General features: G+C 61.2%; 20 protein-coding genes. 3 read left to right on the top strand and 17 right to left on the bottom strand.

Annotated elements, in window-relative coordinates; all coding sequences use genetic code 11:
• Positions 1–24: 24 nt before the first annotated feature.
• Entirely contained in the window at positions 25–1,827 is a 1,803-nt protein-coding gene (locus AB4Z25_RS15890) for a helix-turn-helix domain-containing protein (RefSeq protein WP_442208456.1), read from the bottom strand.
• 169 nt (positions 1,828–1,996) lie between these two features.
• Between AB4Z25_RS15890 and AB4Z25_RS15885 the strand changes: the two genes are divergently transcribed.
• Positions 1,997–2,590, top strand: coding sequence for an amino acid synthesis family protein (locus AB4Z25_RS15885; RefSeq protein WP_442208455.1), 594 nt, complete (start codon positions 1,997–1,999; stop codon positions 2,588–2,590).
• Positions 2,591–2,596: 6 nt separating this feature from the next.
• Here the strand turns inward: AB4Z25_RS15885 and AB4Z25_RS15880 are convergent, their stop codons facing one another.
• The 3 genes from AB4Z25_RS15880 to AB4Z25_RS15870 all read right to left on the bottom strand — a co-directional run bounded on the left by AB4Z25_RS15880 (position 2,597) and on the right by AB4Z25_RS15870 (position 6,436).
• On the bottom strand, positions 2,597–3,550 hold the full coding sequence (locus AB4Z25_RS15880) for a glycoside hydrolase family 25 protein (protein WP_442208454.1): 954 nt from the start codon (positions 3,548–3,550) through the stop codon (positions 2,597–2,599).
• 224 nt (positions 3,551–3,774) lie between these two features.
• Entirely contained in the window at positions 3,775–4,617 is an 843-nt protein-coding gene (locus tag AB4Z25_RS15875) for an alpha/beta fold hydrolase (protein WP_442208772.1), read from the bottom strand.
• Between the two features lie 88 nt (positions 4,618–4,705).
• Complete coding sequence (locus AB4Z25_RS15870; protein ID WP_112597334.1) at positions 4,706–6,436, bottom strand: methyl-accepting chemotaxis protein; 1,731 nt, start codon at positions 6,434–6,436, stop codon at positions 4,706–4,708.
• A gap of 680 nt (positions 6,437–7,116) precedes the next feature.
• On the opposite strand from AB4Z25_RS15870, the gene AB4Z25_RS15865 reads away from it, so the two are divergent.
• On the top strand, positions 7,117–8,319 hold the full coding sequence (locus tag AB4Z25_RS15865; protein ID WP_112597339.1) for an ROK family transcriptional regulator: 1,203 nt from the start codon (positions 7,117–7,119) through the stop codon (positions 8,317–8,319).
• A 5-nt stretch (positions 8,320–8,324) separates the two neighbouring features.
• Here AB4Z25_RS15865 and AB4Z25_RS15860 read toward each other — a convergent pair whose 3' ends face one another.
• The 8 genes from AB4Z25_RS15860 to AB4Z25_RS15825 are packed head-to-tail and all read right to left on the bottom strand — an operon-like array spanning position 8,325 to position 16,473.
• Positions 8,325–10,346 carry a beta-N-acetylhexosaminidase gene (locus AB4Z25_RS15860; RefSeq protein WP_442208453.1) on the bottom strand — a complete coding sequence of 674 codons (2,022 nt, stop codon included), beginning with the start codon at positions 10,344–10,346 and terminating at the stop codon, positions 8,325–8,327.
• A 16-nt stretch (positions 10,347–10,362) separates the two neighbouring features.
• Positions 10,363–10,839, bottom strand: a complete 477-nt coding sequence (locus AB4Z25_RS15855) for a GNAT family N-acetyltransferase (protein ID WP_442208452.1) — start codon at positions 10,837–10,839, stop codon at positions 10,363–10,365.
• A gap of 12 nt (positions 10,840–10,851) precedes the next feature.
• Positions 10,852–11,784, bottom strand: coding sequence for an ABC transporter ATP-binding protein (locus AB4Z25_RS15850; protein ID WP_442208451.1), 933 nt, complete (start codon positions 11,782–11,784; stop codon positions 10,852–10,854).
• Complete coding sequence (locus AB4Z25_RS15845) at positions 11,781–12,596, bottom strand: ABC transporter ATP-binding protein (RefSeq protein ID WP_442208450.1); 816 nt, start codon at positions 12,594–12,596, stop codon at positions 11,781–11,783. Before AB4Z25_RS15845 ends, AB4Z25_RS15850 begins: the two co-directional genes overlap by 4 nt.
• Positions 12,593–13,495, bottom strand: a complete 903-nt coding sequence (locus AB4Z25_RS15840; protein ID WP_442208449.1) for an ABC transporter permease — start codon at positions 13,493–13,495, stop codon at positions 12,593–12,595. The genes AB4Z25_RS15845 and AB4Z25_RS15840 overlap by 4 nt, the downstream gene beginning before the upstream one ends.
• Entirely contained in the window at positions 13,495–14,475 is a 981-nt protein-coding gene (locus tag AB4Z25_RS15835; RefSeq protein ID WP_442208448.1) for an ABC transporter permease, read from the bottom strand. Before AB4Z25_RS15835 ends, AB4Z25_RS15840 begins: the two co-directional genes overlap by 1 nt.
• A gap of 20 nt (positions 14,476–14,495) precedes the next feature.
• Positions 14,496–16,184, bottom strand: coding sequence for an ABC transporter substrate-binding protein (locus AB4Z25_RS15830; RefSeq protein WP_442208447.1), 1,689 nt, complete (start codon positions 16,182–16,184; stop codon positions 14,496–14,498).
• Positions 16,185–16,224: 40 nt separating this feature from the next.
• On the bottom strand, positions 16,225–16,473 hold the full coding sequence (locus AB4Z25_RS15825) for a hypothetical protein (RefSeq protein ID WP_442208446.1): 249 nt from the start codon (positions 16,471–16,473) through the stop codon (positions 16,225–16,227).
• Positions 16,474–16,553: 80 nt separating this feature from the next.
• Here AB4Z25_RS15825 and AB4Z25_RS15820 point away from each other — a divergent pair, with 80 nt between their 5' ends.
• Entirely contained in the window at positions 16,554–17,384 is an 831-nt protein-coding gene (locus AB4Z25_RS15820) for an inositol monophosphatase family protein (RefSeq protein ID WP_442208445.1), read from the top strand.
• On the opposite strand, the gene AB4Z25_RS15815 is transcribed toward AB4Z25_RS15820, so the two are convergent.
• From AB4Z25_RS15815 to AB4Z25_RS15795, 5 genes are read right to left on the bottom strand one after another with little or no spacing between them, the layout of a single operon-like run.
• Positions 17,381–18,229 carry a glycerophosphodiester phosphodiesterase gene (locus AB4Z25_RS15815; protein WP_442208444.1) on the bottom strand — a complete coding sequence of 283 codons (849 nt, stop codon included), beginning with the start codon at positions 18,227–18,229 and terminating at the stop codon, positions 17,381–17,383. The genes AB4Z25_RS15820 and AB4Z25_RS15815 overlap by 4 nt on opposite strands.
• Positions 18,222–19,298: an ABC transporter ATP-binding protein gene (locus tag AB4Z25_RS15810; RefSeq protein WP_442208443.1), complete on the bottom strand. Its 1,077-nt coding sequence runs from the start codon at positions 19,296–19,298 to the stop codon at positions 18,222–18,224. Before AB4Z25_RS15810 ends, AB4Z25_RS15815 begins: the two co-directional genes overlap by 8 nt.
• Positions 19,299–19,331: 33 nt before the next feature.
• Complete coding sequence (locus AB4Z25_RS15805; protein WP_442208442.1) at positions 19,332–20,162, bottom strand: ABC transporter permease; 831 nt, start codon at positions 20,160–20,162, stop codon at positions 19,332–19,334.
• Complete coding sequence (locus tag AB4Z25_RS15800; protein WP_442208440.1) at positions 20,159–21,049, bottom strand: ABC transporter permease; 891 nt, start codon at positions 21,047–21,049, stop codon at positions 20,159–20,161. The genes AB4Z25_RS15805 and AB4Z25_RS15800 overlap by 4 nt, the downstream gene beginning before the upstream one ends.
• Positions 21,049–22,194 (bottom strand): extracellular solute-binding protein, encoded by a 1,146-nt coding sequence (locus AB4Z25_RS15795; RefSeq protein WP_442208439.1) that lies wholly within the window; start codon positions 22,192–22,194, stop codon positions 21,049–21,051. The genes AB4Z25_RS15800 and AB4Z25_RS15795 overlap by 1 nt, the downstream gene beginning before the upstream one ends.
• Between the last annotated feature and the right edge of the window lie 53 nt (positions 22,195–22,247).

The following is a 22,247-nucleotide window of genomic DNA, read 5'->3' as shown; positions in this document are numbered from 1 at the left end:
CGAGGATAAAGAGGCTGTGGGAGATTACTTTCCGGCCGTTGCGCGGTTGTCGATGACGCCATGCAGGCGGATCGCCAGCTCGACCGCAAAGCGCTTCTCAGGTGTCTCGACATCGACGCCGAAGAGCTCCTGGATGCGCGACAGACGATAGCGCAACGTCGTCACGTGCAGACCCATCGTATCGGCGCAGGCCTGGCTGCGGCAGCCTTCCTGCAGATAGGTGGAGAGCGTTTCGAGATAAGGCGTGCCGTTCTCGCGGTCATGCTCGGCAATGGCGCCGACGCTTTCCTGAACGAAGCTGCGGACATCGCCCGCTTCGGACGCCGCAACCAGCATCGGCAGCGGCCCGAAATCCTGAGCGGAAACGGCGCCTGTCAGCCCGAAGGAGCGGCCGATGCGGATCATCCGGCTGCAGCGTTCCCAGGCGGCGGGATAATCGGAAAGTGCTGCACAGCGGTTGCCCGCCACGACCACCGGTGGCTCGTCGAAATAGCGGCCGAGCTCTTCGGCGATGCGCCGTGTCAGCTTGGCCGTGCGCTCCTGCCGCTTGCTCGGATCATGCGGAACCAGGCATACGACACCGCCGTCGATCGCAATCAGGCTCGCCTGCAGCGATGCCTGCTGCATGATGCGGGCAAGCGTGTGTTCTACATCGACGGAAGCCCCGCCAAACGCCTTCGTCTTGTCCGGGAAATCGATGACGATCATCTGCTGCGGCGTCGCGAAATTGAGCCCCAGCCTTTGGGCGCGCTGGGCGACATCCCCGGCATTGCGCCATCTGGCCTCGACGATCTCGAAGAACAGTTCGGTCTGCGTGCGCGTCTCGAACCGGAAGCGGATGAAGCTGCGCATCATCTGGACGCTGAGCGCGAACTTGGCGCTGTCGAGCATCAGGAGATCGAGATCGCTGAACTCGCGCGAGGTGGGGAAGATGATCAGTGCCCCCACCAGCTGGTTATCGACCATCAGCGCCTCGATGCGGGCCGAGATCTTGAAGCGCTGCGTGCCATCATCGAGAAACAGGCTCGCGGCATCGGTCGTGCCGCGATCGATCGCTTCGCGCGCCGCCTTCATCAGCGGCCGGGCAAAGACGGTGGACGCGGCCTCCTGCCAGGAGGCCTCGTCATAAAGCGCATTTGGAGGCCGCCCTGCGATGACCTGATTGGCGGTGAAATCCACCACCACAGTCGGGTTCGGCAGCATCATGCCGACCATCGCCGAGAGCGGCGCAACCGCACCGTCACTAAGCACATGTTCGAGCAGCGAGGTATGCGCCTGCAACGCCCGCTCCAGCCGCTGCGCTGCGCGCTTCTCGGCCTCCAGCCGGTGCTCGCGCTCGACGGCGATGGCGCCCATGTGAATGATGGCGCCGAGAAAGGCGAGGTCGTCTTCCGTGACATCGGTGATCTGCCGGGAGATGACGCTGAGCACCATCGGCCGGCCCTCGGCATCCCGGCAATTCATCGGCATGACGACGACGGTGCGGTAGTCGCGCTCGAAGGCCTCTTTGCGATAACCCGGAAACTCGGCCGTCTCGCGCGCGTCGCGGATATAGACTGGCTCGTTGCGCTGCAGGGCAATCAGCGACGGGCTGGTCGCCAGCTCCCATCGGTCCGGCAGCTGGCGTTCGATCAGCGTCGGATCGTAGCGGACGATGACATAGGCATAACCATGCGCCGCATCGATGCCCATGATCGAACCGAGCGACCAATGGGCGTGGCGGCAGGCGGCCGCGATCAGGTGCTGCAGCACGGTCTGAAGGTCGCCGCCGCTGTTGATCTGGCTCGCGACGTCGCGGAGCGCCAATATCTGAGACTTCTGATCCAACCTGCCTCGCTCCCCACCGGCTGGCGCGTATCATGCGCGCGGCCTCGATAGAAATCTACTCCGTTTCGACGGAAGCCGAAGCTGCACCCTTCCGCCGATCGAAGGAAGACGTTCGCCGTTTAGCCGCTAGGCTTCTAGCCAGTTTCAACATTTCGTATCGGCGCAAGGCATGACACTCGGCATCAGAAAGATTTCCACCTTCCTCGAAGAAACGCATGTCGAAGGCGGCAAGGCAGCACCTCGGCCGGTGACCATGGTCGTCGTGGCAGCGGTGATCCAGAACCCCTGGGCCGGGCGCGGCTTCGTCGAGAACCTGCGGCCGGAGATCATCCGCATTGCCGGCGAGCTCAGCCACGAGATGACCAGCCGCCTGCTGCGGCAGATGGATGCCGAGAAGATCGAGGCCTGCGGCAAGGCGGCAGCGGTCGGCATCAACGGCGAGATCGAACATGCCTCCGCGATGATCCATACGCTGCGCTTCGGCAACCCGTTCCGCGGGGCGATCGGCGGCACCAACTATCTGGAATTCGCCAATACCCGCAACGCGCCGGGCGCCCTGCTGTCGCTGCCGATGATGCACAAGAGCGAGAGCGGCAAGCGCTCGCACTTCCTGACCGCCAACTTCATGATTGCCGATGCCCCGGGCGCTGATGAAATCATCGTCGCGATCGGCGCAGCCGACGGCGGACGGCCGCATGCGCGCATCGCCGACCGGTTCCAAGATATTGCCGAGATGGAAGCCGAAAAGGCAGCCAAGGGCTGACGCGGGTTACCGGCCCCCGTCGCCGGGAATTGCCGCGGTGATGATCGTGTCGGCCGCAATCGAGCGGTCGAACACGCCTGGGAGTTCGATCTTTGCCAGGATCAGCGGCGGATCGGGATCTTCGGGCGGCAGCAGGCGGCCCTGCGGCCAGATGGCTTTCAGCTGCTCTCTATTCACGGAGGCGAGGTTGACATCGATATCCGTCAGCGTTCCCGGCACCCGGTAGGGGCAGCGTCTCTTCGAGCAATTCGACGCCGAGGAGAACTGCCAGAGGAAATATTGCTGCCAGTTGCCCATCGGAAACGTACCGCCGACATCGGGCTTGTAGCGCGCATACCAGATCGGCAGCCGTGCCAGCACCGGATAGACCTGCCGGTAGGCGGCGATATAGCGGGCGGTCGCGTGGTTGACGTAGAGGATCGGATAGCGGCCGGTGCGGGTGCGGATATGCCCGGCAAAGATCTGCGCATCAGACAGCGACATGAACTGATCGGTGTCGAGGCCCTCGAGATCAAGGACCATCAGGTCGTCTGGACCGGGCTCTGCGTAGTCCAGAAAGTGGTTGGCCTGATCGACCGGGTTACCGGGTCTGGCGACATGATAGGCGCCCCATAGCAGCCCGCTCTGCTTGGCAATGAATTTCCGGGTCTGATAGAGCTCGCGGCTGACCGCATATTTGCGCCACATCGTCTTGCAATGCGCGACGGTATCGCCGCGATGCTCGCCGCTGCAATCAAACACTTCCGGAAGCCCGTCCGAGGCCTTGGAAATCATCCCGGCGATCCGCTTGTCAGTGAGCAGAGCATCCCAGTCGATCGCGTTCATCTCATAGGCATCGACGATAAGCGCCGCATCCTGCCGGTTCCAGGGGGCCGCATCGCGCGCGTCGGCGGAAGGACCGGCCAGTGAGAGACCGGCCGCCATGAGGTATGCAAACACCCATTTAAGGGATCGCCGCATCGACCGCCCTCTGTTCGCGCCGGGCAATTATATTAGATCATGCTTGCGCGAAACTGCGCTGGAGCGGCAGGGGGTAGACGGTGCTACGCCTTTCGGACGAATTGCCGAAGCGGCAGCCGTCTCCCATATCCATTTGGCTATGGTGAAAAGGACAGATGACCGACACCAATGCGGGGCCCGCTGAACCGGAATTCGGCGGGCCTCCTTTTCTTCGGGCAGAATGCCTACTTCCCGGCAATCGCATTGCGGATCATCGCGTCGTAGCCTTCCGGATCCTGCAGCATCGCAAAATGGCTGGCATCCTTGAGGATCACCAGTTTGGCGCCCGGAATTTCCTTCGCCATCATCTCAGTATGATCGAGTTTGACGGCCTCGTCGTGGTCGCCGATCGCCAGCGTCACCGGCACGGCGATCTTGCCGAGATCCGCAGCCGTCCAGGCCGGCTGGCTCGCCCACATCGCCGAGATCTGGTTGACGAACGCGTCATATTCGTTCGGCGTCGGCGACAGCTTCTTGTAGGATTCGCCCGCTGCATTGATGTAGTCGCTGAAGGTCTTGTTGGTCATCACGTCGGCCTTGACGCCATCGGTCGTGACATTCGCCGCCTGGGCAATGACCCGCGTCAGCTTTTCCGGATGCTTCATCGCCATGTCGATGCCAATAATGCCGCCGTCGGACCAGCCAACCAGCGTGACCCTGTCCAGCTTCAGATAGTCGAGCAGTGCCACGTAGTCGGACGTCATCAGGTCGTAGCCGAAGGGCTGGGCGCTGCGCGTCGAGCGGCCATGGCCGCGGCTGTCGGCAACGATCACCCGATGATCCCGGGCAAAATCCGCGACCTGATTGCCCCAGACATCGGCGCTGCCGAGGCCGCCGTGAATGAAGAGGATAGGGTCGCCCTCACCATACTCAGCGTAGTACATCTTGATATCATTGACCGGTGCCATGCCGCTGGCCTTGGCGGGCGGCGTCGGTGGAAAGCTGGGTAGCGTTTCCCAGCGCTCGGCGGCTTTTGCCGCCGTGGTCAGGGCGAGTGCGGTCAATAGGGCGATGGCAGCAGCTTTGATTGCAGACACAGCATGATCTCCGAAGGAAACAACGCCGCGGAGATTAGGCCTATCCAGCCAGCTGGCAAGTCATCCAATCGAAGGCGGGTCAGGCGGCCGAACGGCCCGCCTCAGGGGTCCGGGATCCCTGATAGTTCGATTTGACCGACGAGCCGTCGTCGCGCATCACCGCGCGGCGGTTCAGCTTGAAGAGGCTGACCAGCTGCGACAGCGCATCGGCGCCGAGCGCCAGGGTGCTGCTGATCGCCGTCGTGCGCGCACTCATCGCCGCATTTTCGCGCGTCATCTGGTCGAGCCGCTCGACTGCCTTGCTGATATCGCCAAGTCCCGCCGTCTGCTCGTCAGCCGCATGGGCGATTCGGTCGACATTGCCGTCGATCCGTTTGACGAGAACGTCGATCTGCTTCAGTGCCTCGCCGGTCTCACCGACCAGCCGGACGCCTTCGAGCACCTCGGTGCCGGAATTGTTGATCAGTGCCTTGATTTCCTTTGCCGCATTCGCGGAGCGCTGAGCAAGTTCCCGCACTTCCTGAGCGACGACGGCAAAGCCCTTGCCGGCCTCGCCGGCGCGCGCCGCTTCGACACCGGCGTTCAACGCCAGAAGGTTCGTCTGGAAGGCGATCTCGTCAATCACTCCGATGATCTGGCTGATCTCACGGGAGGCCGCCTCGATGCGCTGCATCGCGTTGACGGTCTGCTCCACAACGTTGGTCGAGGCTGCGGTCGAAGCCCGGGCGCTTTGAACAAGCTGCCGGGTTTCCTTGGTGTTTTCCGATGACGAGCGGACGGTGGCAGTGATCTCGCCGAGTGCCGCCGTCGTCTCCTCAAGGGCTGCTGCCTGCTCACGGGAGCGTTCGGCAAGATGCTCGGAAGCCTCGCGCACCTCCTGGCTGCTCTTGCTGAGGTCACCGGTCTGGCCGAGAACATTGACCAGCGTCTTCTGGAACTCGCCGATCGACTTGTTGAAGTCGCGGCGCAGCCGTTCGAATTCACCAACGAAGGGCTTGTCGAGTGTAACGCGGATATTGCACTGCGACAGCCGTTCGAGCGCCGCGCCAAGCTCTTCCACCGCATCCATCCGGTCAGTCACGTCGATCGCAAATTTGACGACCTTGAAGACCTCGCCCTTGTGGTCGATGATCGGATTGTAGGACGCCTGAATGAAGACGCGCTTGCCATCCTTTCCAAGCCGCATGAACTGCCCGGTGGAGAATTTTCCCGAGCGCAGTTCGGCCCAGAAATCCCGGTACTCCTGCGATTGGGCGTAGCCCGCTTCGCAAAACATCGCGTGATGCTTGCCGATGATCTCGGACGCTTCGTAGCCAAGCGCTCCGAGGAAATTCTCGTTGGCCTTGAGGATCGTGCCATCGGGTGTGAACTCGATGACGGCCTGCGCACGCGACAGCGCTGCCAGCTTCCCCTCGTCTTCGGCGCTCTTGCGCTTGATCGCGGTGATATCGGTGGCGATCTTCACCACCTTGTAGGGCTTGCCGCGGCGGAAGACCGGATTGTAGGAGGCTTCGATCCAGATTTCATGGCCATTCTTCGCCAGACGCCGGTACTGGCCCTGATCATACTCTCCGCGCGCCAGCTTTGCCCAGAACGCCTTGTATTCCGTCGATGCTGCCTCATCGCGCAGCACGAACATGCTGTGATGACGGCCGACGATCTCAGAGCGCTGGTAGCCGACGGCTTTGCAGAAATTCTCGTTGGCAGTCAGGATGTTGCCAGAAAGATCGAACTCGATGATGGCTTGCGAGCGGCTCAACGCCTCCAGCACGGACGAGGCATCAAAACCGAGTTTCGGAAAGCTGGACATGTTTCAGTGACCCCACGATTACCGGCATCGGAACGATCCTGAACCGCCCGCCTTGCGCCCTCGCGAAACACTATCCCGACACCGTTAATTAGATATTAAGCATATCTGAAGTGGTGGTTTTTACTGCCGACTATCCCGCGCCGCGCGCCGACCCGCGTCAGGGTTGCGGAGCCGGTGTGCCCGATGATTCGACCATCTGCCATCGCCGCCGGACTGCTAAGGTCCGTGCCGACAAACATGTCTTCCGCCTCAGCTACAAGAAATCATCGAGCAACTCTGAGAGGACTTACTTAGCAAATGATTAGTATTAAAAGTTTTATTAGAATTGTCTTTGTTTACCCCAAAAATGGCCGGTGGTACTTTACCTATTGTTTCAACCCTGGATAAACGGGCCTCCAAGTTGAGCGAAATCTGCTCAACGATCTGAAGCACGTTTGGCACGCCGGATCGCCGCAATCTCGAGTATTTCCTGCGCGGGATTTAGCAGGCGGATGGCCTGCATGCATGCATGCGCTTGGGCAGTTTTGGCGGAAGAGTTGCGCAACCAACATCCCATGGGAGATGCTTCTTTCGGGCTGCGGATCGAGCGGCACGCCTCCTGCCGCTACATGCTCAAAAAAGCGCTTTCCCCGGGGCTTGTCTCATGGGAAAGGTAACGCTGCATTTGCGACGAAAGATCCATGAAAACAATATCGGGCACCAACCTTGAGCAAGCGAAATTCCATAACCGCCGGGTTGTGATCGAAGCGATCCGCAGCAGTGGACCGCTGTCCCGGGCGGCGATCGCGCGGATGACCGCGCTGACCACGCAAACGGTGTCCAACATTGTCGAGGACCTGGAACGCTCTCACCTTTTGATTTCCGGCGAACCACAGAAGACCGCGCGCGGACAGCCGATCATCCCCTACTCGATCAATCCGAAGGGAGCATATTCGATCGGCCTGGAGCTTGGAAGTCAGCGCGCCAGCGGCATTCTGACGGATCTCTCCGGGGCCATCTGCGCCCGCGTGGAGCACAACATCGATCACGCCGATCCGGAGAAGGCAATTCCAGTTCTTGAGGGTGTCGTCGCCGAGCTTCAGGGCGCATTCGCGTTTGACCGCCGCCGCCTTCTCGGGATCGGCATGGCGCTTCCCGGGCGCTATGCCGACGGAGGGGTGACCACGCTCAGCCCCCAGAATCTGCCGGGATGGCAGCGTTTTCCTGTGGGACGCGAGCTTGAAGACCGTCTGGGCTTGCCGGTGCTCATCGAGAACGATGCGGCGGCAGCGGCGATCGGCGAGCGCCTTCACGGCGTTGCACGCGGCTTCAACAGTTTCGTCTATCTTTACCTTGCCCGCGACGGCGGTATCGGTGCCGGCATGTTTCTCGACGGCCATCTCTACAAGGGCAGCCGCTACAATGCAGGCGAAATCGGCCATATCATCGTCGAACGCAACGGCAGGCTCTGCCCCTGCGGCAAACGTGGTTGCCTCGACCGCTATGTGTCGCCATCGGTCGCCTATGAATTCATGGGCATCGGCAATGCAGGCGAGCTTTCGACAGACGAACTCGACGAACGGGTGAGAGCCGGCGGCAAAGGCCTTGAGGACTGGCTGGCGCTGGCGGTCGAGCCCTTGCGGCAGACGATCGACTTCCTCGAGCTTGCCTTCGACCCGCAGACGATCGTTCTCGGCGGCAGCATATCGACGCTGATGATGCAGCGGCTGGCGGACTGCCTGGCACCGCTCCCCGTACCGATCGATCCGGATGAGATAAGGACCGTGCCGCGCGTCACCATCGGCACGACCGGGAAGGATACGGCCATTCTCGGCGCCGCAGCCCTCCCGATCTTTTCCGAAACGAACCCCCGTTTCGACGTGCTGCAGAAGCCGCTGGGCTAGCGGCCTCAGGCTTGCTGGATGCCGTAGAGAAGCGGCATCAGTCCGGCGAGTGCACGGAACCGCTCCCAGGATTTCGTCTCCGGTCTCGTCCAGCCGTTTTCGGCAAGGGCCGAAAGCCTTGGAAAGACCAGGCGATCGAAGACGGCCCGGTCGGTCATCGGTTCGGACCAGATGCAGGCCTGTATCCCGCGAAGCATGTTCCTCTGCGCGTCCGTCCATCCCTCGACCGGATCGAACTGGTAGAGCTTTTCAGCATCGGACGTGCCCGCCCAGTTGGCGCCCGGCTCGTCCCAATCCGGCCTGAGTGCCATATCGAGATAGTAGACCTGGCCGGGGCAAACCACGATTTCGTAGCCTTGGGCGGCGAGTTCGGCCGCCACTTCGACATTTCTCCAGCTGCAGAGATAGCTGCGCGATTTGTCGATGACGTCTCCATGAGCTGCCTCCTCCCAACCGCCGGTGGCGCATCCGTTGGCGGCCAGGAAGCGCTGCACCCGCTGCAGGAATTCGGCCTGCAGCACCGCGGTGCCCGACCCGGAAATATCGTCGGCGCCATGGTCGTTGGTAATGACGTTCAGTCGTTCCGCATGCCTGTCGGCGATCTCGTTACCGGCGAGTGAACGCAATCTTGCCAGTGCCTGCGGAGAACCGGACCAGGCTCCGAGCGGAACCTCGTCGGCACCGATGTGGATGATCTTCGAAGGGAACAGGTCGATGAGTTCGGAGAGAATGGTCTCGACGATCTCGTAGGTCTCTTCCCTTGCCGGATTGAGGCAATTGTCCGGAAAGCCCTGGACGGAATAGTAGCTGCCCATCTCGTCCGGATCGCGCAGTTCCGGAATGGCAAGCTGCATCGCATAGCAATGGCCCGGCATGTCGATTTCCGGAACGACGGTTATGCCGAACGAAGAGGCGAGCGAAACGATCTCTCGTACCGCCGCCTTTGTATAGAACCCGCCCGTTCGAGCCGGGCTGGAGCCGAGGAGCGGCGGAATTGCCAGCCCGTGGCCGCGCCAGGCGCCAATCTTCGTCAGAGCCGGATAGGCGTCGATCTCGACGCGCCACGCTTCATCGTCCGACAAATGCCAGTGGAAATGGTTGAGCTTGTTCCACGCCAGCACCGCGAGCAGCTTCTTGATTTCGGCGGCGCCGTAGAATTGTCTGGCAACATCGAGATGCAGTCCGCGCCAGGCCATTTGCGGCTCGTCGGCGATCTCGCCGGACCCCGGAAAGTGGAAGACCTGCGGATGCAGCCTTGCGCCCCGCCAGATCTGACCAAGTGTGATGAGGCCGTAGAGGAAGCCAGTCCGGCCGGCCGCCTCGACCTCGACGCTGCTGCCCCGAAAGCGGATACGGTAGCTTTCCGGCCCCGGGAGATCTGCTGCTGTCAGCAAGACAGGCATGCCTCCCTCGGCAGCCGGTCTCACCATCCCCTCGACGGCAAACAGCCGCTCCACCAGCGCCGTGAAATTTTCTGCCGCCCCCTCTGCTTCGGCATTGGAAGCCTGCAGGGCAAAGCCTGCAGGCAACGGCATGCGGGCGCCAACCGAGACTTTGCTGGGCCACGGAATAATGGAAACGGGAACGGAGACCTGGGCAGGTACCGGAAAGATCTCTGCGCCACGCTTGAGCGGCGCGTTGCTGGCCGACGACCGTGTCGGTTCGCATTCAAGCGTGATGATGCGCTCGTCATCAAGAGCTAGATAAGCGTTGGTGGCACCATCCGTCCAATGCTGAAACTGCCAGCTCAGCGCAAAGACAGAGATCGACCAGGTGTCTCCTTGAGAGAGCACGAAGCTTTCGGGTGGACGGAATTCCGTAAAGTTCGAGAGACGTTTGGAAACAACCGCACCTTCGACCCGGCCAGCCGGATCGACACGTCCCGGCCCGCTGACACAGAGGGCGAAATTGGTCAGCGGCTCGCCTCCCATGTGCTTCAGGCGAAGTGCATAGGAGAAATCTGCGTTGCCGGATGGCGGATTCCATATGGTCTCCAGCCGCAGGGCGGAGCGTTGAGGTGCGGACATGGCTATTCCTTTGGGTTTAGTGGTCAGTTTTGAGCATGCCGGCATAAATGCCGGGCTCGGAATTCGGGATCGGCGTTGCCGCAACGGCCTTCTCGTAAAACGCGGACGGCCCGACGTCGCCGATGATCGCATAGGCATATCCCAGCGACTTAAGGTCGTTCAGGCTGGCAAACAGGAGAGCACGGCCGATGCCGAGGCCGCGCGCATTTTCATCAACGCCGGTTGGGCCGAAGAAGCCGCGCGCCGTGGCTTCATGGCAGGCAAAGCCGATCAGCGCGCCATCGCGCGTCGCGACAAAGCAGGTGGGCGGCTGGCGGGTCATGGCAACCGTTGCTTCGCTGGCCCAGCCGCTTCCAAATTTGTCCTCGATCCAGCCGATGATCAGTTTGAGCTCGGGCGGCAGGGCGCGCCTGACTGTCACCCGCGCCTCCGTCATGGCGGCTTGTGACGTTTTGTCGGCAGGCAAGGCCGACAGGTTGACGAGATAATCCATTCTAGTTTGGCCTTATTGAGCTGTGTTGCCGGGCATTCGGACGAAGTGGTTCGCGCCCACCTGATCGATCGCCGCCGACGCCGGGCGGCTGAGGCTGCGGACCTTTTCCGCCTGTTCAAGGAAGCGGGCACTTCCGCCGGTCACGAACGGCCTGCCGCCGTCGGGCACGGCAGAAAGCAGCAGCCGGGTATAGGGGTGATGCGGCTGGCCCAGCACGGCAGACGTATCGCCCCATTCGACCATCTGTCCGGCAAACATCACGACGATTTCCTCGGCAACGCTGGCCGCAGTGGCGATATCATGGGTGATGTAAAGCAGAGCGAGGTCATTTTGCCTTTTGACGCGCGCCAAGAGGTCGAGAATGTCCTTGCGAATGGAGACGTCGAGCATCGACGTCGGTTCATCGGCAACGAGCACGCTCGGTTGGACGGCAAGCGCCCGGGCAATGTTGACGCGCTGGCGCTGACCGCCCGAGAGCTCGTGCGGAAACTTCCGGCGCGAGACTGCCGGGTCGAGCCCGACGCTTTCAAGCAGCGCCCCGATACGCTCATCCAGCACCTGCTTTGAAAGACCGTGCTGGTGAAGTTCGAGCGGCCGCGACAGATGATGGTTCACGCTGAAGGCGGGATTCAGCGAGGAAAACGGATCCTGAAACACCATCTGGACGTCCTTGCGGTAGCGCCGCTCCTCCTTCGGCGTGCCGCGAAGCGTCAGATCCTGCCCGCGGAAGAGCAGCTTGCCGCCAGACGGTCTGTCCAGGCGGGCGATGATCCGCGCGCAGGTCGTCTTGCCGCATCCGGATTCGCCGACAAGCGCCAGAGCCCGTCCCGGATAGAGCGAGAAACTGATGTCCCTCAAAGCCTGGACCGGGCCGAAATGCCTGTTGATGCTTTCAAGCCGGATATGCGGCAAAGCTGCGGTGGATATGCTCGGCTCGGCTCTCATGCTGTAACTCCGGAAGACAGGTCATGGACGGGAAGCTGCGGGATCGCGTTCCACAGCTTGCGCGTGTATTCGTGCTTCGGCGCCGTGCTGACCTGATGGACATCGCCGACCTCGACCAGCTCGCCTTTCAGCATCACTCCGATGCGCTGACACAGCTGCGCCATCAAATGCAGGTCGTGCGTGATGAACAGCACCGAGAAACCATGAGTTCTCTGCAGATCGACGACCTGCTCGAGGATCTCGCGCTGGACGACGACGTCGAGTGCTGTCGTCGGCTCGTCCATGATGATCAGTTCGGGCTGGAGGGCCAGACATATGGCGATGACGATGCGCTGACGCATGCCGCCTGAAAACTGATGCGGATAGTCAGCGATGCGATGGGGCGGTATGCCCACCAGCCGAAACATCTCCTCGCCGCGTGCCCTCGATTGGTCGCGCGAACATCCGGTATGCCGGAAGAGTACGTCATGAAACTGCGCTTCGACCCGCATCAGAGGGTTGAGCGAATTCATCGCACTCTGGAACACCATGCCGACGCGCTTCCAGCGGATCTTCTGGAGCTCGCGCTCGGTCAGGCGCAGCAGATCTTGTCCGCCCAACCTGATGCTGCCGCTTGTGATCCACGCCGGCGCCTTGGAGAGCCGTGTGATCGCATAGGCGATCGTGCTCTTGCCGCATCCGGACTCGCCGGCAAGCCCAAAGATCTCTCCCCTGCCGATGTTGAAGGAGACGTCGTTGACGGCGCGGAACTCGCCTTTATCGACGAGATAGTCGATGTTCAGATGCTCGATTTCCAGCAGATTGTCGCTCATCGGCGTGCCTCCAGCTCGCGATTGCGGGTACGATTGAGACGGAACCAGCGAGCAAGGGCAGGCCCCGAGCGCAGCTGCGGATTTGCGATCTCATCGAATGTGAAGTTGAGAAGAGCCAGCCCGAGCCCGGTCAGCGCAATCCCGGCCGCCGGAACGCCGACGTCCCACCACGCGCCCACCATGATCGCCGAGGCGTTCTGCGCGTTGTAGAGCATCGTGCCCCAGGAAACCTTCAGGGGATCGCCGAAACCCAGATATTCCAGCGTCGTTTGTGCGACCACCGCATAGATGATGCTCCCGACCAGATTGATACCGATGAGGGGCGCCAGATTGGGCAGGATCTCGACGAAGATGATCCGCCATGCCGGCTCGCCGATCATTTTCGACGCCGTCACGAAATCACGGTTTCTGATCGACATGGTCTGCGACCGCGTCATTCTTGCGCCCCATGGCCACGATGTCAGAGCGATGATCATCATGATCGTCATCGGACCGACCGTTCCCGCGAATGAGGCGAGCAGGATCAGCAACGGCATGTTCGGGACGACGAGAACGGCATTGGTCGCGAGATCGAGAGCGGCGTCGGTCTTTCCGCCGGCATATCCGGCCACAAGACCGATACCGGTGCCGATGACGGTGATCGCGATGCCTGTGGCAAACCCGACCGAAAGCGAGCTCCGCGCACCCCAGACAAACTGGCGGTAGACATCGCGCCCCATCTTCGTGGTGCCAAGAACGTGTTCCATCGACGGGGGTTGATGGGAACGGCCGACGCGCGCGCCGGGTTCGCCCGGCGCAATAAGCGGAGCAAGCAGCGCGATCGCCCAGATGGCCGCGACGATAATCAATCCGGCAACAGCCTTGCGCTGGCGAAGGATGGCCCCAAGAGTGAAGCTCATTAGTTTGCCTCCCGCAGTCGTGGGTCGATCAATCCATAGAGAATGTCGACGAGAAAATTGGCGCCGAGAGTGGCAAGCGTCATCAGGAGCAGCTGGCCCTGAATGACCGGATAGTCACGCGCGATACTCGCGGTGTAGAGGGTCAATCCGAGCCCCGGGTAGTTGAAGACTATCTCGGTGACGATCGATCCACCGAAGACCGCGCCGATCATCAGTGCCAGATTGGTGAGAACGGGAAGCATCGCGTTGCGGGCGCCGTATCCGAACATCACGGCACGGTGGCTGAGGCCCTTGGCACGCCCCATCGTGACGTAGTCTTCGCCAAGCACCGAGATCATCGCCGAACGCATCGTCGTCTGAAACTCGCCGATGAGAAATGGCGACAGCGTCAGTACCGGCAGAATGGCGTGAACGAGCACGCTGCCTGCAAAGGTGAAGTCGAAACCCGGATCCAGGTTCGGATCATAGGCATAGCCAACCGGAAACCAGCGAAGCGAGACACCAAAGATGAAAAGCGTGGTCAATGCGATGATGACGGGAGGGACGGAGATCATCACGACCGAAAGGGGCGAGACGATCGTGTCAAACCGGCCGCCGCGCCGCCATGCGGCGACAGCGCCGAGAACCACACCCACACATAGCGAAAAGAAGATGGCGGTGACGACCAGAAAGATTGTCCAGATGGTGGCTCTGCCCAAAACCTGAACAACCGTTTGCGGATAGTATTTGACCGACACGCCAAGATCCAGCGTGGCCAACCCCTTCAGATAGTCGGCGAACTGGCTCATCATCGGGGCATCGACCGCACCAAAGCGAGCCTTGATCGCTGCCACGGCTGCCGGCGTGGCGCGTGGCCCCAGCTGGGCCACCATGGCATCGACGGGGCTCCCCGGCATAAGCCGGGGAAGGATGAAGTTCATCAACACAGCGAACGCCAGAGCGACCGCATAGACGCCGAGGCGCCGGCTCGAAATGCGCATATCCTCTATCCCTGGCCGGCTTATTGAACCGGCTTGAGGCGCAGGAGATGCATCAGACGCATCCGGTTGTTGTCATGATCTTCCGGGTTCATGACCGGATCCTTGTCCGTCACCCAGCCGGTAAAGCGCTTGCTGGAGAACTGATACCAGGTTGGACCGTTGAACACGGGCACGACCGGGAAGTCATCGGCAACCAGGAGCTGGATGTCGTTGAAAATCTTCTTGTGGTCATCATCGGTCGTGGCCTTCAGATACTGACTGAAGAGAGCGTCCAGTTTCGGATTCGAATAGCGCGAAGGCGCGCCGGTGATGCGTCCGGCATAGGCTGTCGAGAGGCTTTGATAGTAGCCGCGGAACGGTGTCGCCCCATCGGCGCGCGAGTTCATGACCACCTCGAAACTTCCGTCGAGGATCTGCTTCCGCCACTGCTCGTATTCGGGCGTGGCGACCGACGCATTGATGCCGATGGCGCGGAGTCCCTCGACGGCAATCTGGACGGCGTCGATCCAGTCGGTCCAGCCGTTGGGAACGATGACCGGAAACGCGATCGGCTTGCCGGTTGGCGTCGTCCGGAAGCCATCGGCGCCCTTCTTGAAGCCCGCGTCATCGAGAACCTTGTTGGCCTTCTCCGTGTCGAAGCCCATGAAGGCGTCCTTGTCGCCTTCCGCAGCCTTGTTGCGCCAGCTTTCGAAGCGCGGTGGCAGGCCGCTGGCATGAAGGTTTACCACCGGATAGCCGAACCCGGCGATATCCACCATCGACGGCCGATCCATGGCGAGGCTGAATGCGTGACGGAAATTGATGTCCTTGTAGGCCTCGAGATTGCCCTGGTTGGCGCTCTTGAAGTTCATCTGGAAGGCGACCGTTTCGGCCGGCGGCTGCCAATAGCCGTTATGATCCGGATCGAGTGCCACGAAGGTTTTCTTGATTTCCGGAATGAACGATCCAATCCAGTCCATGTTGCCTTCCGGCAGGATTGCCAGCATCTGATCGTTGCCGGAGATCTGCGGCAGCCGGATGCAATCCACATGAAGCGACGCCGCATCCCAGTAATTCGGATTGCGGCATTGCTCGTAAACCTGCGGCGTGAACCGGCGCAGCTCGGTGAGAGGCCCGGATCCGATCGGCTTTTCATTCTTGAATGCGACGGGGTCGGAAACATCCTTCCAGACATGCTCGGGAACGACGGCCAGATCCGCCAGCGACTCAGGGAAATCGGAGTTGACGTCCTTCAGATTGATGCGGACTTCGGTCGGTGATGGCGCCTCAACGGATGCAACCGTTTCACCGACACCGACCGTGTCGAGAGCCGCGTTCTTCAGCATCAGATCGATAGTATATTTGACATCGGAGGAAGTCAGCGGCTGACCGTCCGACCATTTCAAGCCAGGACGCAGTTCATAGGTGATCGACTTGAGGTCATCTGAGAATTTGAAGCTCGTCGCCAGCCGCCATACCGGCTTGCCACCGTCCTCGGCGTTGAAAATGACAAGTGGCTCATAGATGAAATCCATCGTGCTCTGCCGGCGCCCGGCGAGGTCGAACGGATTGAAATTCTGCACCCAGCTGGTCTGCTCCTCAATGTGCATTGTCAGGACCGCCTCGGCGCTGAATGCACTCGAAGCGCCGAACAAGGCGATATAGGCAGCGGTCGTCGCCCAGCCCGCCTTCGCGATAAAATTGCGATACCCAATTCCAGTGATGTTCATGAAGGTTCCCTCTTTTTTATTTGAACTCAATCAAATTGATTTAATAATGGATACCGATCTTGGCGATGCCGGTCAATCTGTGAAAATCAGAAATTTGGGTTTGAAAATGCGCCCGCCGGAAAGCCTTCATTTCTTTCACGAAACGGCATAGAGGCGGAGGTGTGGGCTGCCCGGACGCCGGCATCGTCTGCGCACAGAATGTGGATCGCGAAGGCAATCTTCGCGTCATTGCCGATCGTTCATCAGAACCGAACAGTTCCAGGTCGCCAAGTTTCTTCATGGGCGACATGGCAGGCGTTTCGTCATAAAAGCGTAATGTGCCTTTGCGATGCCTCAAGTCTCCAAATGTGAATCACTCTCCAGGTTTCCATGACAATTCCCGACGTTGCCGACCGACTCCATCCCGCGGCATCGAGCCGTCTCAGGCTTCTGGCGGAAGCCGTTCTCAAGGCCGGCACGCTCGCCCGTTCCTCCCTGAAACGCCGCCGTGTCAACGAGATGCTGGCGAAGGCTCCCAGAGACTATCAGACGGAGATCGACGTCGCGGTTGAGCGGATCATTGTCGACGAGATGGTCAGGGCATTTCCGGATTACGCCATCCAGGGCGAAGAAGCCGTCGGCAATCGCGATGCCGGCCCGGATACGCCAGTGATCTACATCGATCCGATCGATGGCACGACGAACTATGCGTGGGGAATACCGCATTTCGGCATGACGATTTCAATCGTCGAGCATGGCAGGATCACCCTGGGCGTCGTCTATGATGCAATGCTCGACGAGCTCTTCAGCGCCGAAGCCGGACAGGGTGCCTATCTCAACGGCGAGAAGATCAGCTGCATCGACAATGGCGATATCGAGAATGTCCTGATCGGAGCCGGCCTTCCCGTTCCCGGCCAGGTCAAGGCGGTCAGGAAGGAAACCTATCTCTCGGCATTGCAGCGGCTGATGGATGAGACGGCCGGCGTGAGGCGGCTCGGCTCGGCGGCGCTCTCGATCGCCTATGTGGCCTGCGGCCGCCTCGATGGCTTCTTCGAGGATGGCCTGTCGCTGCACGACTACGGCGCCTCGGCATTGCTGGTCGAAGAGGCAGGCGGCAATGTCTCCGCCTTCTCCGGCGGCCCGGTGACGCCGAATGGCGATATAATCGCGGCCAACACCGCGGTACACACCTGGCTGGTCGATGGCTTTCGCGAAGGCTAGTGGCCGGAGGTGATCAGGGCCTCAAGGCCAACCGGGTCATCCGTGGTGATCTGGTCGGCCTTCAGCGCCAACAGACGGCGAACATCCGGCAAGATGTCGGGGATAGCGCGATTGATCGTATAGGCGTCGATCGTCCGGCCCGCCTGATGAAAAGCGCCGATCATGTCGAAACCCGCCGCATCGGCAAACAGCACCAGCTTGTGATGCAGATAGATCATCGTGGCCTTTGGCGAGGCCGCAAGCGCGGCAGCGACGAAGCCCGCAAAATCGCGGTTTTCCATCAGCCGCTCGATCGCGCCGTCATGGCACGGGTCGTAGCCGACAGGCATATCTGGGACAGCGCGCGACAGGCGCTCCACGGCGACGGCGTCGCCTCCTGAGAGAATGACGGATTTCGCCACCGGCGCGATCGCCTTGGCGAAGACGGCGACATCGGCCTCGCTGATGCGAACGGAATATTCCTTCAGATCCAGCTGCAGGACTGCATCCGCATGGCAGTCGATCTCCTCCAGCAGACGGCCGAGATCATCGATCAGCATGACCGGATGACCGGTCGGTTGGCCCTCGTGGTCGCGAAGATAGAGGCCGCGGAGATAGTCGGCCGAGGCATCGGCGACAACGCCCTCGCCTGTCGTCGCCGGGTGCAGCACGTCGTCGTGCAGGACGGCAAAGCCATCACCCGCGAAACAGACGAGATCGATCTCGACGCTTGCACCGAGCGCCATGCCTTCGGCGATCCGCTGGCGTGTGAAGGAGATGTCACCAGCGCATCGGTGGCCACGATGCCATTTCAGCCAGGTGAGGTGCCCATCCGTCTTGATTGCGACGCCCGTTGTATCAGACATGACCGAATACCTGCCTCTGTCCTTGATGGCCGGCTTGCGGCGATTGATAGACGAGGCCGTTATCGCGGAATGCGAAGTAGGCTGCAACCTTGGGCTCGACCAGACTGCCCTTCGCCCAGTTGGCATCCGGCGCGGTCATCGATTTCAGCCGGCTACCGTCGATGAGATCGATATCGACAAGCTTATGGGTCCCGAAATCGATCGTGCGGTGGACGGACGCTGCTTTCTTCTCTGAGAGAGAAAGCGAAAGTGCCTCGGGCCGGAAGGCGATCTCCACCTCGCCATCGCCGACCGGTACGGCAAGCGGAAAGGCCGGGTGCTCGCTGATGCCGTTCTTGACCGTCGTGCGGACGAAATTCATCGAGCCGATGAAACCGGCGACGAAGGCCGTCTGCGGCTCGCGATAGATGACGTCTGGCGGTGCGATCTGCTCGGTGCCGCCGTCTCGCATGACGACGATGCGGTCGGCAAGCGCTAGCGCCTCGTCCTGACCGTGGGTGACGAACAGCGTGGTGATACCGAGACGTTGCTGGATGTCCTTCACCTCTTCGCGCAGACGCTCGCGCAGATGCTGGTCGAGGCTGGCGAAGGGTTCGTCGAGCAACAGGATCTTCGGCTCCAGCACCAGCGAACGGGCCAGCGCGACACGCTGCTGCTGGCCGCCGGACAGCTGCGTGGTCTGGCGCTTGCCGTAGTTGGACAGGCCGACAAGCTGAAGGGCGCCTTCGACGCGGTCGCGGATCTCTGCCTTCGGCAGATGCCGCAGCTTCAGGCCGAAGGCGATGTTGTTGAAGACATCCATATGCGTCCACAAGGCGTGGCTCTGGAACACCATGCCGGTCGGCCGCTTTTCCGGCGGCAGGTCGGTCACGTCCTTGGCGTCGATCAGGATCGACCCGCCCGTCGGACGCTCGAAGCCGCCGATCATCCGCAGCAGCGTCGACTTGCCGGAGCCGGAGGGGCCGAGAAGGCAGACCAGCTCGCCGTCTTCGACATCGAGCGAGAAATCGCGCACGGCGAAAGACGTGCCGAAGCTCTTCGAAACGCCGTTGATCGTCAAACGTGCCATTGGCAGCCTCTCTTCGGGCGGAACCCGACCATACTATGCACCGAAGCCCCGGGCGAATGCACCCGTGCCGATGACGCGGCGGGCAAACATCAAGGCGATGAAAGACGGCACCCACAGCATCACCGAAAGCACAGCGCCGTACTGAACGACGATCTGATTGTTGATGAAGGTGATCATCAGCACCGGCATGGTGCGGATTTCGGGGGCGCCGATCAGCCAGGCGCCTTCGGTTTCGTAGAAGGTGCCGACGAAGGTCAAAAGCAGGGCGGCGGCGATCGTCGGCCCCGCCTGCGGCAGGGTGATCGACCAGAACACCCGAAGCGGCGTGGCGCCCGCGTCCCGCGCCGCCTCTTCCATGCGGCGATCGACATTCTGGAACGCCGCGACCGGAATCCAGATCATCAGCATCAGCGTGCCGACGAGCTGGATCAGCACGACACCCCAGAAGGTGCTGATCAGCCCCAACTGCAGGAAGATGCCGGCAATCGCCACCAGCAGGCCGAATTTCGGAAAGGCATGCGATGCGAGGAAGGACAGGAAGAGGATGTTGCGGCCCGGAAATTTCATCCGCGCAAAGGCATAGGCCGCCGGAAGGCAGATGATCGCGGAAAGGATGGTGACGATTGCCGTCAGCCGCAGGCTCAGCGTCAGCGCATCCCAGACATCGGCACGCGACAACGTCTGATGCCAGAAGCGCAGGCCAAACTGCTGCGGAATGACGGAGGGATAGCGCCAGACCTCGGTAAAGGCCCAGGTGCCGACGACGACCAGCGGCAACGCGATGAACAGCGTCAGAAGGACTGCGAAGCAGATCCCGGTCCAATCGATCCTGGCGCGTGAAGCGGTGTTTTCAACCGGCGTCATCGGCCGCCCTCCCGGTTTCTGGCGATCGAGCGCACGTAGAAAATGCCGAAGACCAGGCAGAAGGCGAAGGAGATAACCGCCTGCGTCAACGCGTTCAGTGGATCGTTCATGTCGGAGAAGGTGCGCTGCATGAACGGCCCCATCATCTCGGGCGACGCGGGACCGAGAACATAGGGCAGCGTGAAAGACGAGAAGATGCCGAGAACGGCGAAGGATGCGGTCACCAGCAGGGAGTTGCCCATGCGCGGCATGATGATCGAGATGAAGACGCGCAAAGGCTTGGCGCCAACATCACGCGCGGCCTCGATCGAGCTTTTCGAAATGCTGCTGAGCCCGGCCGTCAACATCAGCACGGTCAGCGGCAGGTTGTCCCAGACGAGGCCGATCACCGGCCCCCAGGGTGTCAGATAGGGTGACGGCAGCTTCGGCAGACCGACGGCGTTGAGCAGTATATCGACGGTGCCGTTCGGGCCGATGGTGCGGATCAGCGCGTAGGAGAGAATGATCGACGGCACGAACATCGGGAAGATTGCAAGCCCCTGCACATAGCCGGCAAGGCGGCCCTGGGAGAAGCGAAGATAAAGCGCAATCGGCAATCCGATGACGACAAGCAGCACGCCGCAGACGAAGGTCGTCCAGAGCGTTACCCAGAGATTGGCAAGGCTGTAGCTGTCGGTGAAGAAGAACTGGTAGGAAGCCAGCGAGAACTGCGAAGTTCCATCCACCTGGCGCACGAAGATCGTACCCATGACGGCCGAGATGATCGGATAGACGATAAGCCAGCCGAGCAGAAGAATCGGCAGGGCGACCAGAAGCAGCCCCGCCGAGGCACTCTTGGCCGGCGCACCATCACGCGCCGGCGAATTTACCTGTATCCGCCTGCGCATCAGGTACGGCTGATGCCCGGGGCTACATTGCGGTACCAGCCGTCATTGATGTTGGTTTCCCAATCACCGCTCGGGAAGGTCGGAATGGTCTTCGGGATGACGTCGGCATACTTTTTGCGGAGGTCATCGGAGATGTGGTCCCAGGATACGCCCGGGAAGCCGCCGATCTCGGTGATGATGGATTCCTGGATTTCCTTGCTGAGCAGGAACGAGGCGAGCTTGAGAGCGGCATCCTTGTGGGCGCCGTTCGAGAAGACCGTCATGCGCGAGAAACCACCGCAGAGCGCGAGATCGCTCAGCTGGACGAGGCCGGTCGTCTCGGGCAGCACGCCCTGCGAGATTGCCTGCAGAATCTGATCCGACCAGACAGGAGTCATAGTGACGACACCCTGTGCGAGCAGCTGGATCGACTGCGTGTTGCCAGCGGTGTAGGCACCCTTTTCGTAGAGCGAGGGAGCGAGGTCAGTAAGAAGCTTCCAGGCCGGAGTTAGCGTCTGGTTGGCGTAGTCGGCGGTGAAGTTGTCGACGGTGAACTTGCTGGGGTCGCGGCCATTGGCTTCATGAATGGCGCGGCGGACGAAGTTACCGCCAGAACCGCCCTTGTCGGGACGGTTGTAGATGAACTGGCCGGGGTTTGCTTTGATCCATGCCGTCAACTGTTCCCAGGTCTTCGGCGCGTTCTTCGGGTCGAGCTTCGTGGTGTCGTAGGCCAGCAGAACCTGCGAGCCGCGATAGGGAAGCGAGTATTCGCTATCGACGCTCAGCGGGTTGACGTGGTCGAAGCCTTCGATGTTCTCGGCCGAGAATTTCACCCAGAGACCAGCGTCGATGCCGCCTGCCGGAAGGCGCGGGTCGAAATGTTCGAAAATGTCGGCCTGCGGATCGGTCTTGGTCTTCAGCGCGGCAAGACCGCGATCGGCGATGGCGCGAAGGCCGGTGTTGTCGCCGGCATCGGTTACCTTGATGGCCAGCTCGCGATGAGCTTTTGCAAACGCCGGCACAACGACGTTGCTCCAGAAATCGATAATGTTGGCGTCAGAGCCACTGTAGAGATCAATCGTCTCTCCAGCTGCAAACGCAAAGCGCGGCATTGCCAGGAGGCCAGCCGCCGCCGCCGAAGTGACTAGAAATTCGCGTCTGTTCATGACCTTCTCCTCTTCCTGGGCCTCATTCCGAGAGGCCTTCGAAAGCCTAGCTA

Origin of the sequence: Rhizobium sp. RAF36 (genome assembly GCF_052114105.1) — a bacterium.
Classification (GTDB): domain Bacteria; phylum Pseudomonadota; class Alphaproteobacteria; order Rhizobiales; family Rhizobiaceae; genus Rhizobium.
The sequence above is the reverse complement of the archived record's forward strand: the minus strand, read 5'-3'. Positions and strand labels throughout refer to the sequence as shown.

Coding starts and splice junctions, on each gene's coding strand:
- AB4Z25_RS15880 (WP_442208454.1), bottom strand. CDS start 3,550: ATGCGGCGATCCCTTAAATGGGTGTTTGCATACCTCATGGCGGCCGGT.
- AB4Z25_RS15835 (WP_442208448.1), bottom strand. CDS start 14,475: ATGCGCATTTCGAGCCGGCGCCTCGGCGTCTATGCGGTCGCTCTGGCG.
- AB4Z25_RS15815 (WP_442208444.1), bottom strand. CDS start 18,229: ATGTCTGATACAACGGGCGTCGCAATCAAGACGGATGGGCACCTCACC.
- AB4Z25_RS15860 (WP_442208453.1), bottom strand. CDS start 10,346: ATGTCCGCACCTCAACGCTCCGCCCTGCGGCTGGAGACCATATGGAAT.
- AB4Z25_RS15865 (WP_112597339.1), top strand. CDS start 7,117: ATGAAAACAATATCGGGCACCAACCTTGAGCAAGCGAAATTCCATAAC.
- AB4Z25_RS15800 (WP_442208440.1), bottom strand. CDS start 21,049: ATGCGCAGGCGGATACAGGTAAATTCGCCGGCGCGTGATGGTGCGCCG.
- AB4Z25_RS15830 (WP_442208447.1), bottom strand. CDS start 16,184: ATGAACATCACTGGAATTGGGTATCGCAATTTTATCGCGAAGGCGGGC.
- AB4Z25_RS15805 (WP_442208442.1), bottom strand. CDS start 20,162: ATGACGCCGGTTGAAAACACCGCTTCACGCGCCAGGATCGATTGGACC.
- AB4Z25_RS15885 (WP_442208455.1), top strand. CDS start 1,997: ATGACACTCGGCATCAGAAAGATTTCCACCTTCCTCGAAGAAACGCAT.
- AB4Z25_RS15870 (WP_112597334.1), bottom strand. CDS start 6,436: ATGTCCAGCTTTCCGAAACTCGGTTTTGATGCCTCGTCCGTGCTGGAG.
- AB4Z25_RS15855 (WP_442208452.1), bottom strand. CDS start 10,839: ATGGATTATCTCGTCAACCTGTCGGCCTTGCCTGCCGACAAAACGTCA.
- AB4Z25_RS15820 (WP_442208445.1), top strand. CDS start 16,554: ATGACAATTCCCGACGTTGCCGACCGACTCCATCCCGCGGCATCGAGC.
- AB4Z25_RS15825 (WP_442208446.1), bottom strand. CDS start 16,473: ATGTCGCCCATGAAGAAACTTGGCGACCTGGAACTGTTCGGTTCTGAT.
- AB4Z25_RS15840 (WP_442208449.1), bottom strand. CDS start 13,495: ATGAGCTTCACTCTTGGGGCCATCCTTCGCCAGCGCAAGGCTGTTGCC.
- AB4Z25_RS15845 (WP_442208450.1), bottom strand. CDS start 12,596: ATGAGCGACAATCTGCTGGAAATCGAGCATCTGAACATCGACTATCTC.
- AB4Z25_RS15795 (WP_442208439.1), bottom strand. CDS start 22,194: ATGAACAGACGCGAATTTCTAGTCACTTCGGCGGCGGCGGCTGGCCTC.
- AB4Z25_RS15850 (WP_442208451.1), bottom strand. CDS start 11,784: ATGAGAGCCGAGCCGAGCATATCCACCGCAGCTTTGCCGCATATCCGG.
- AB4Z25_RS15810 (WP_442208443.1), bottom strand. CDS start 19,298: ATGGCACGTTTGACGATCAACGGCGTTTCGAAGAGCTTCGGCACGTCT.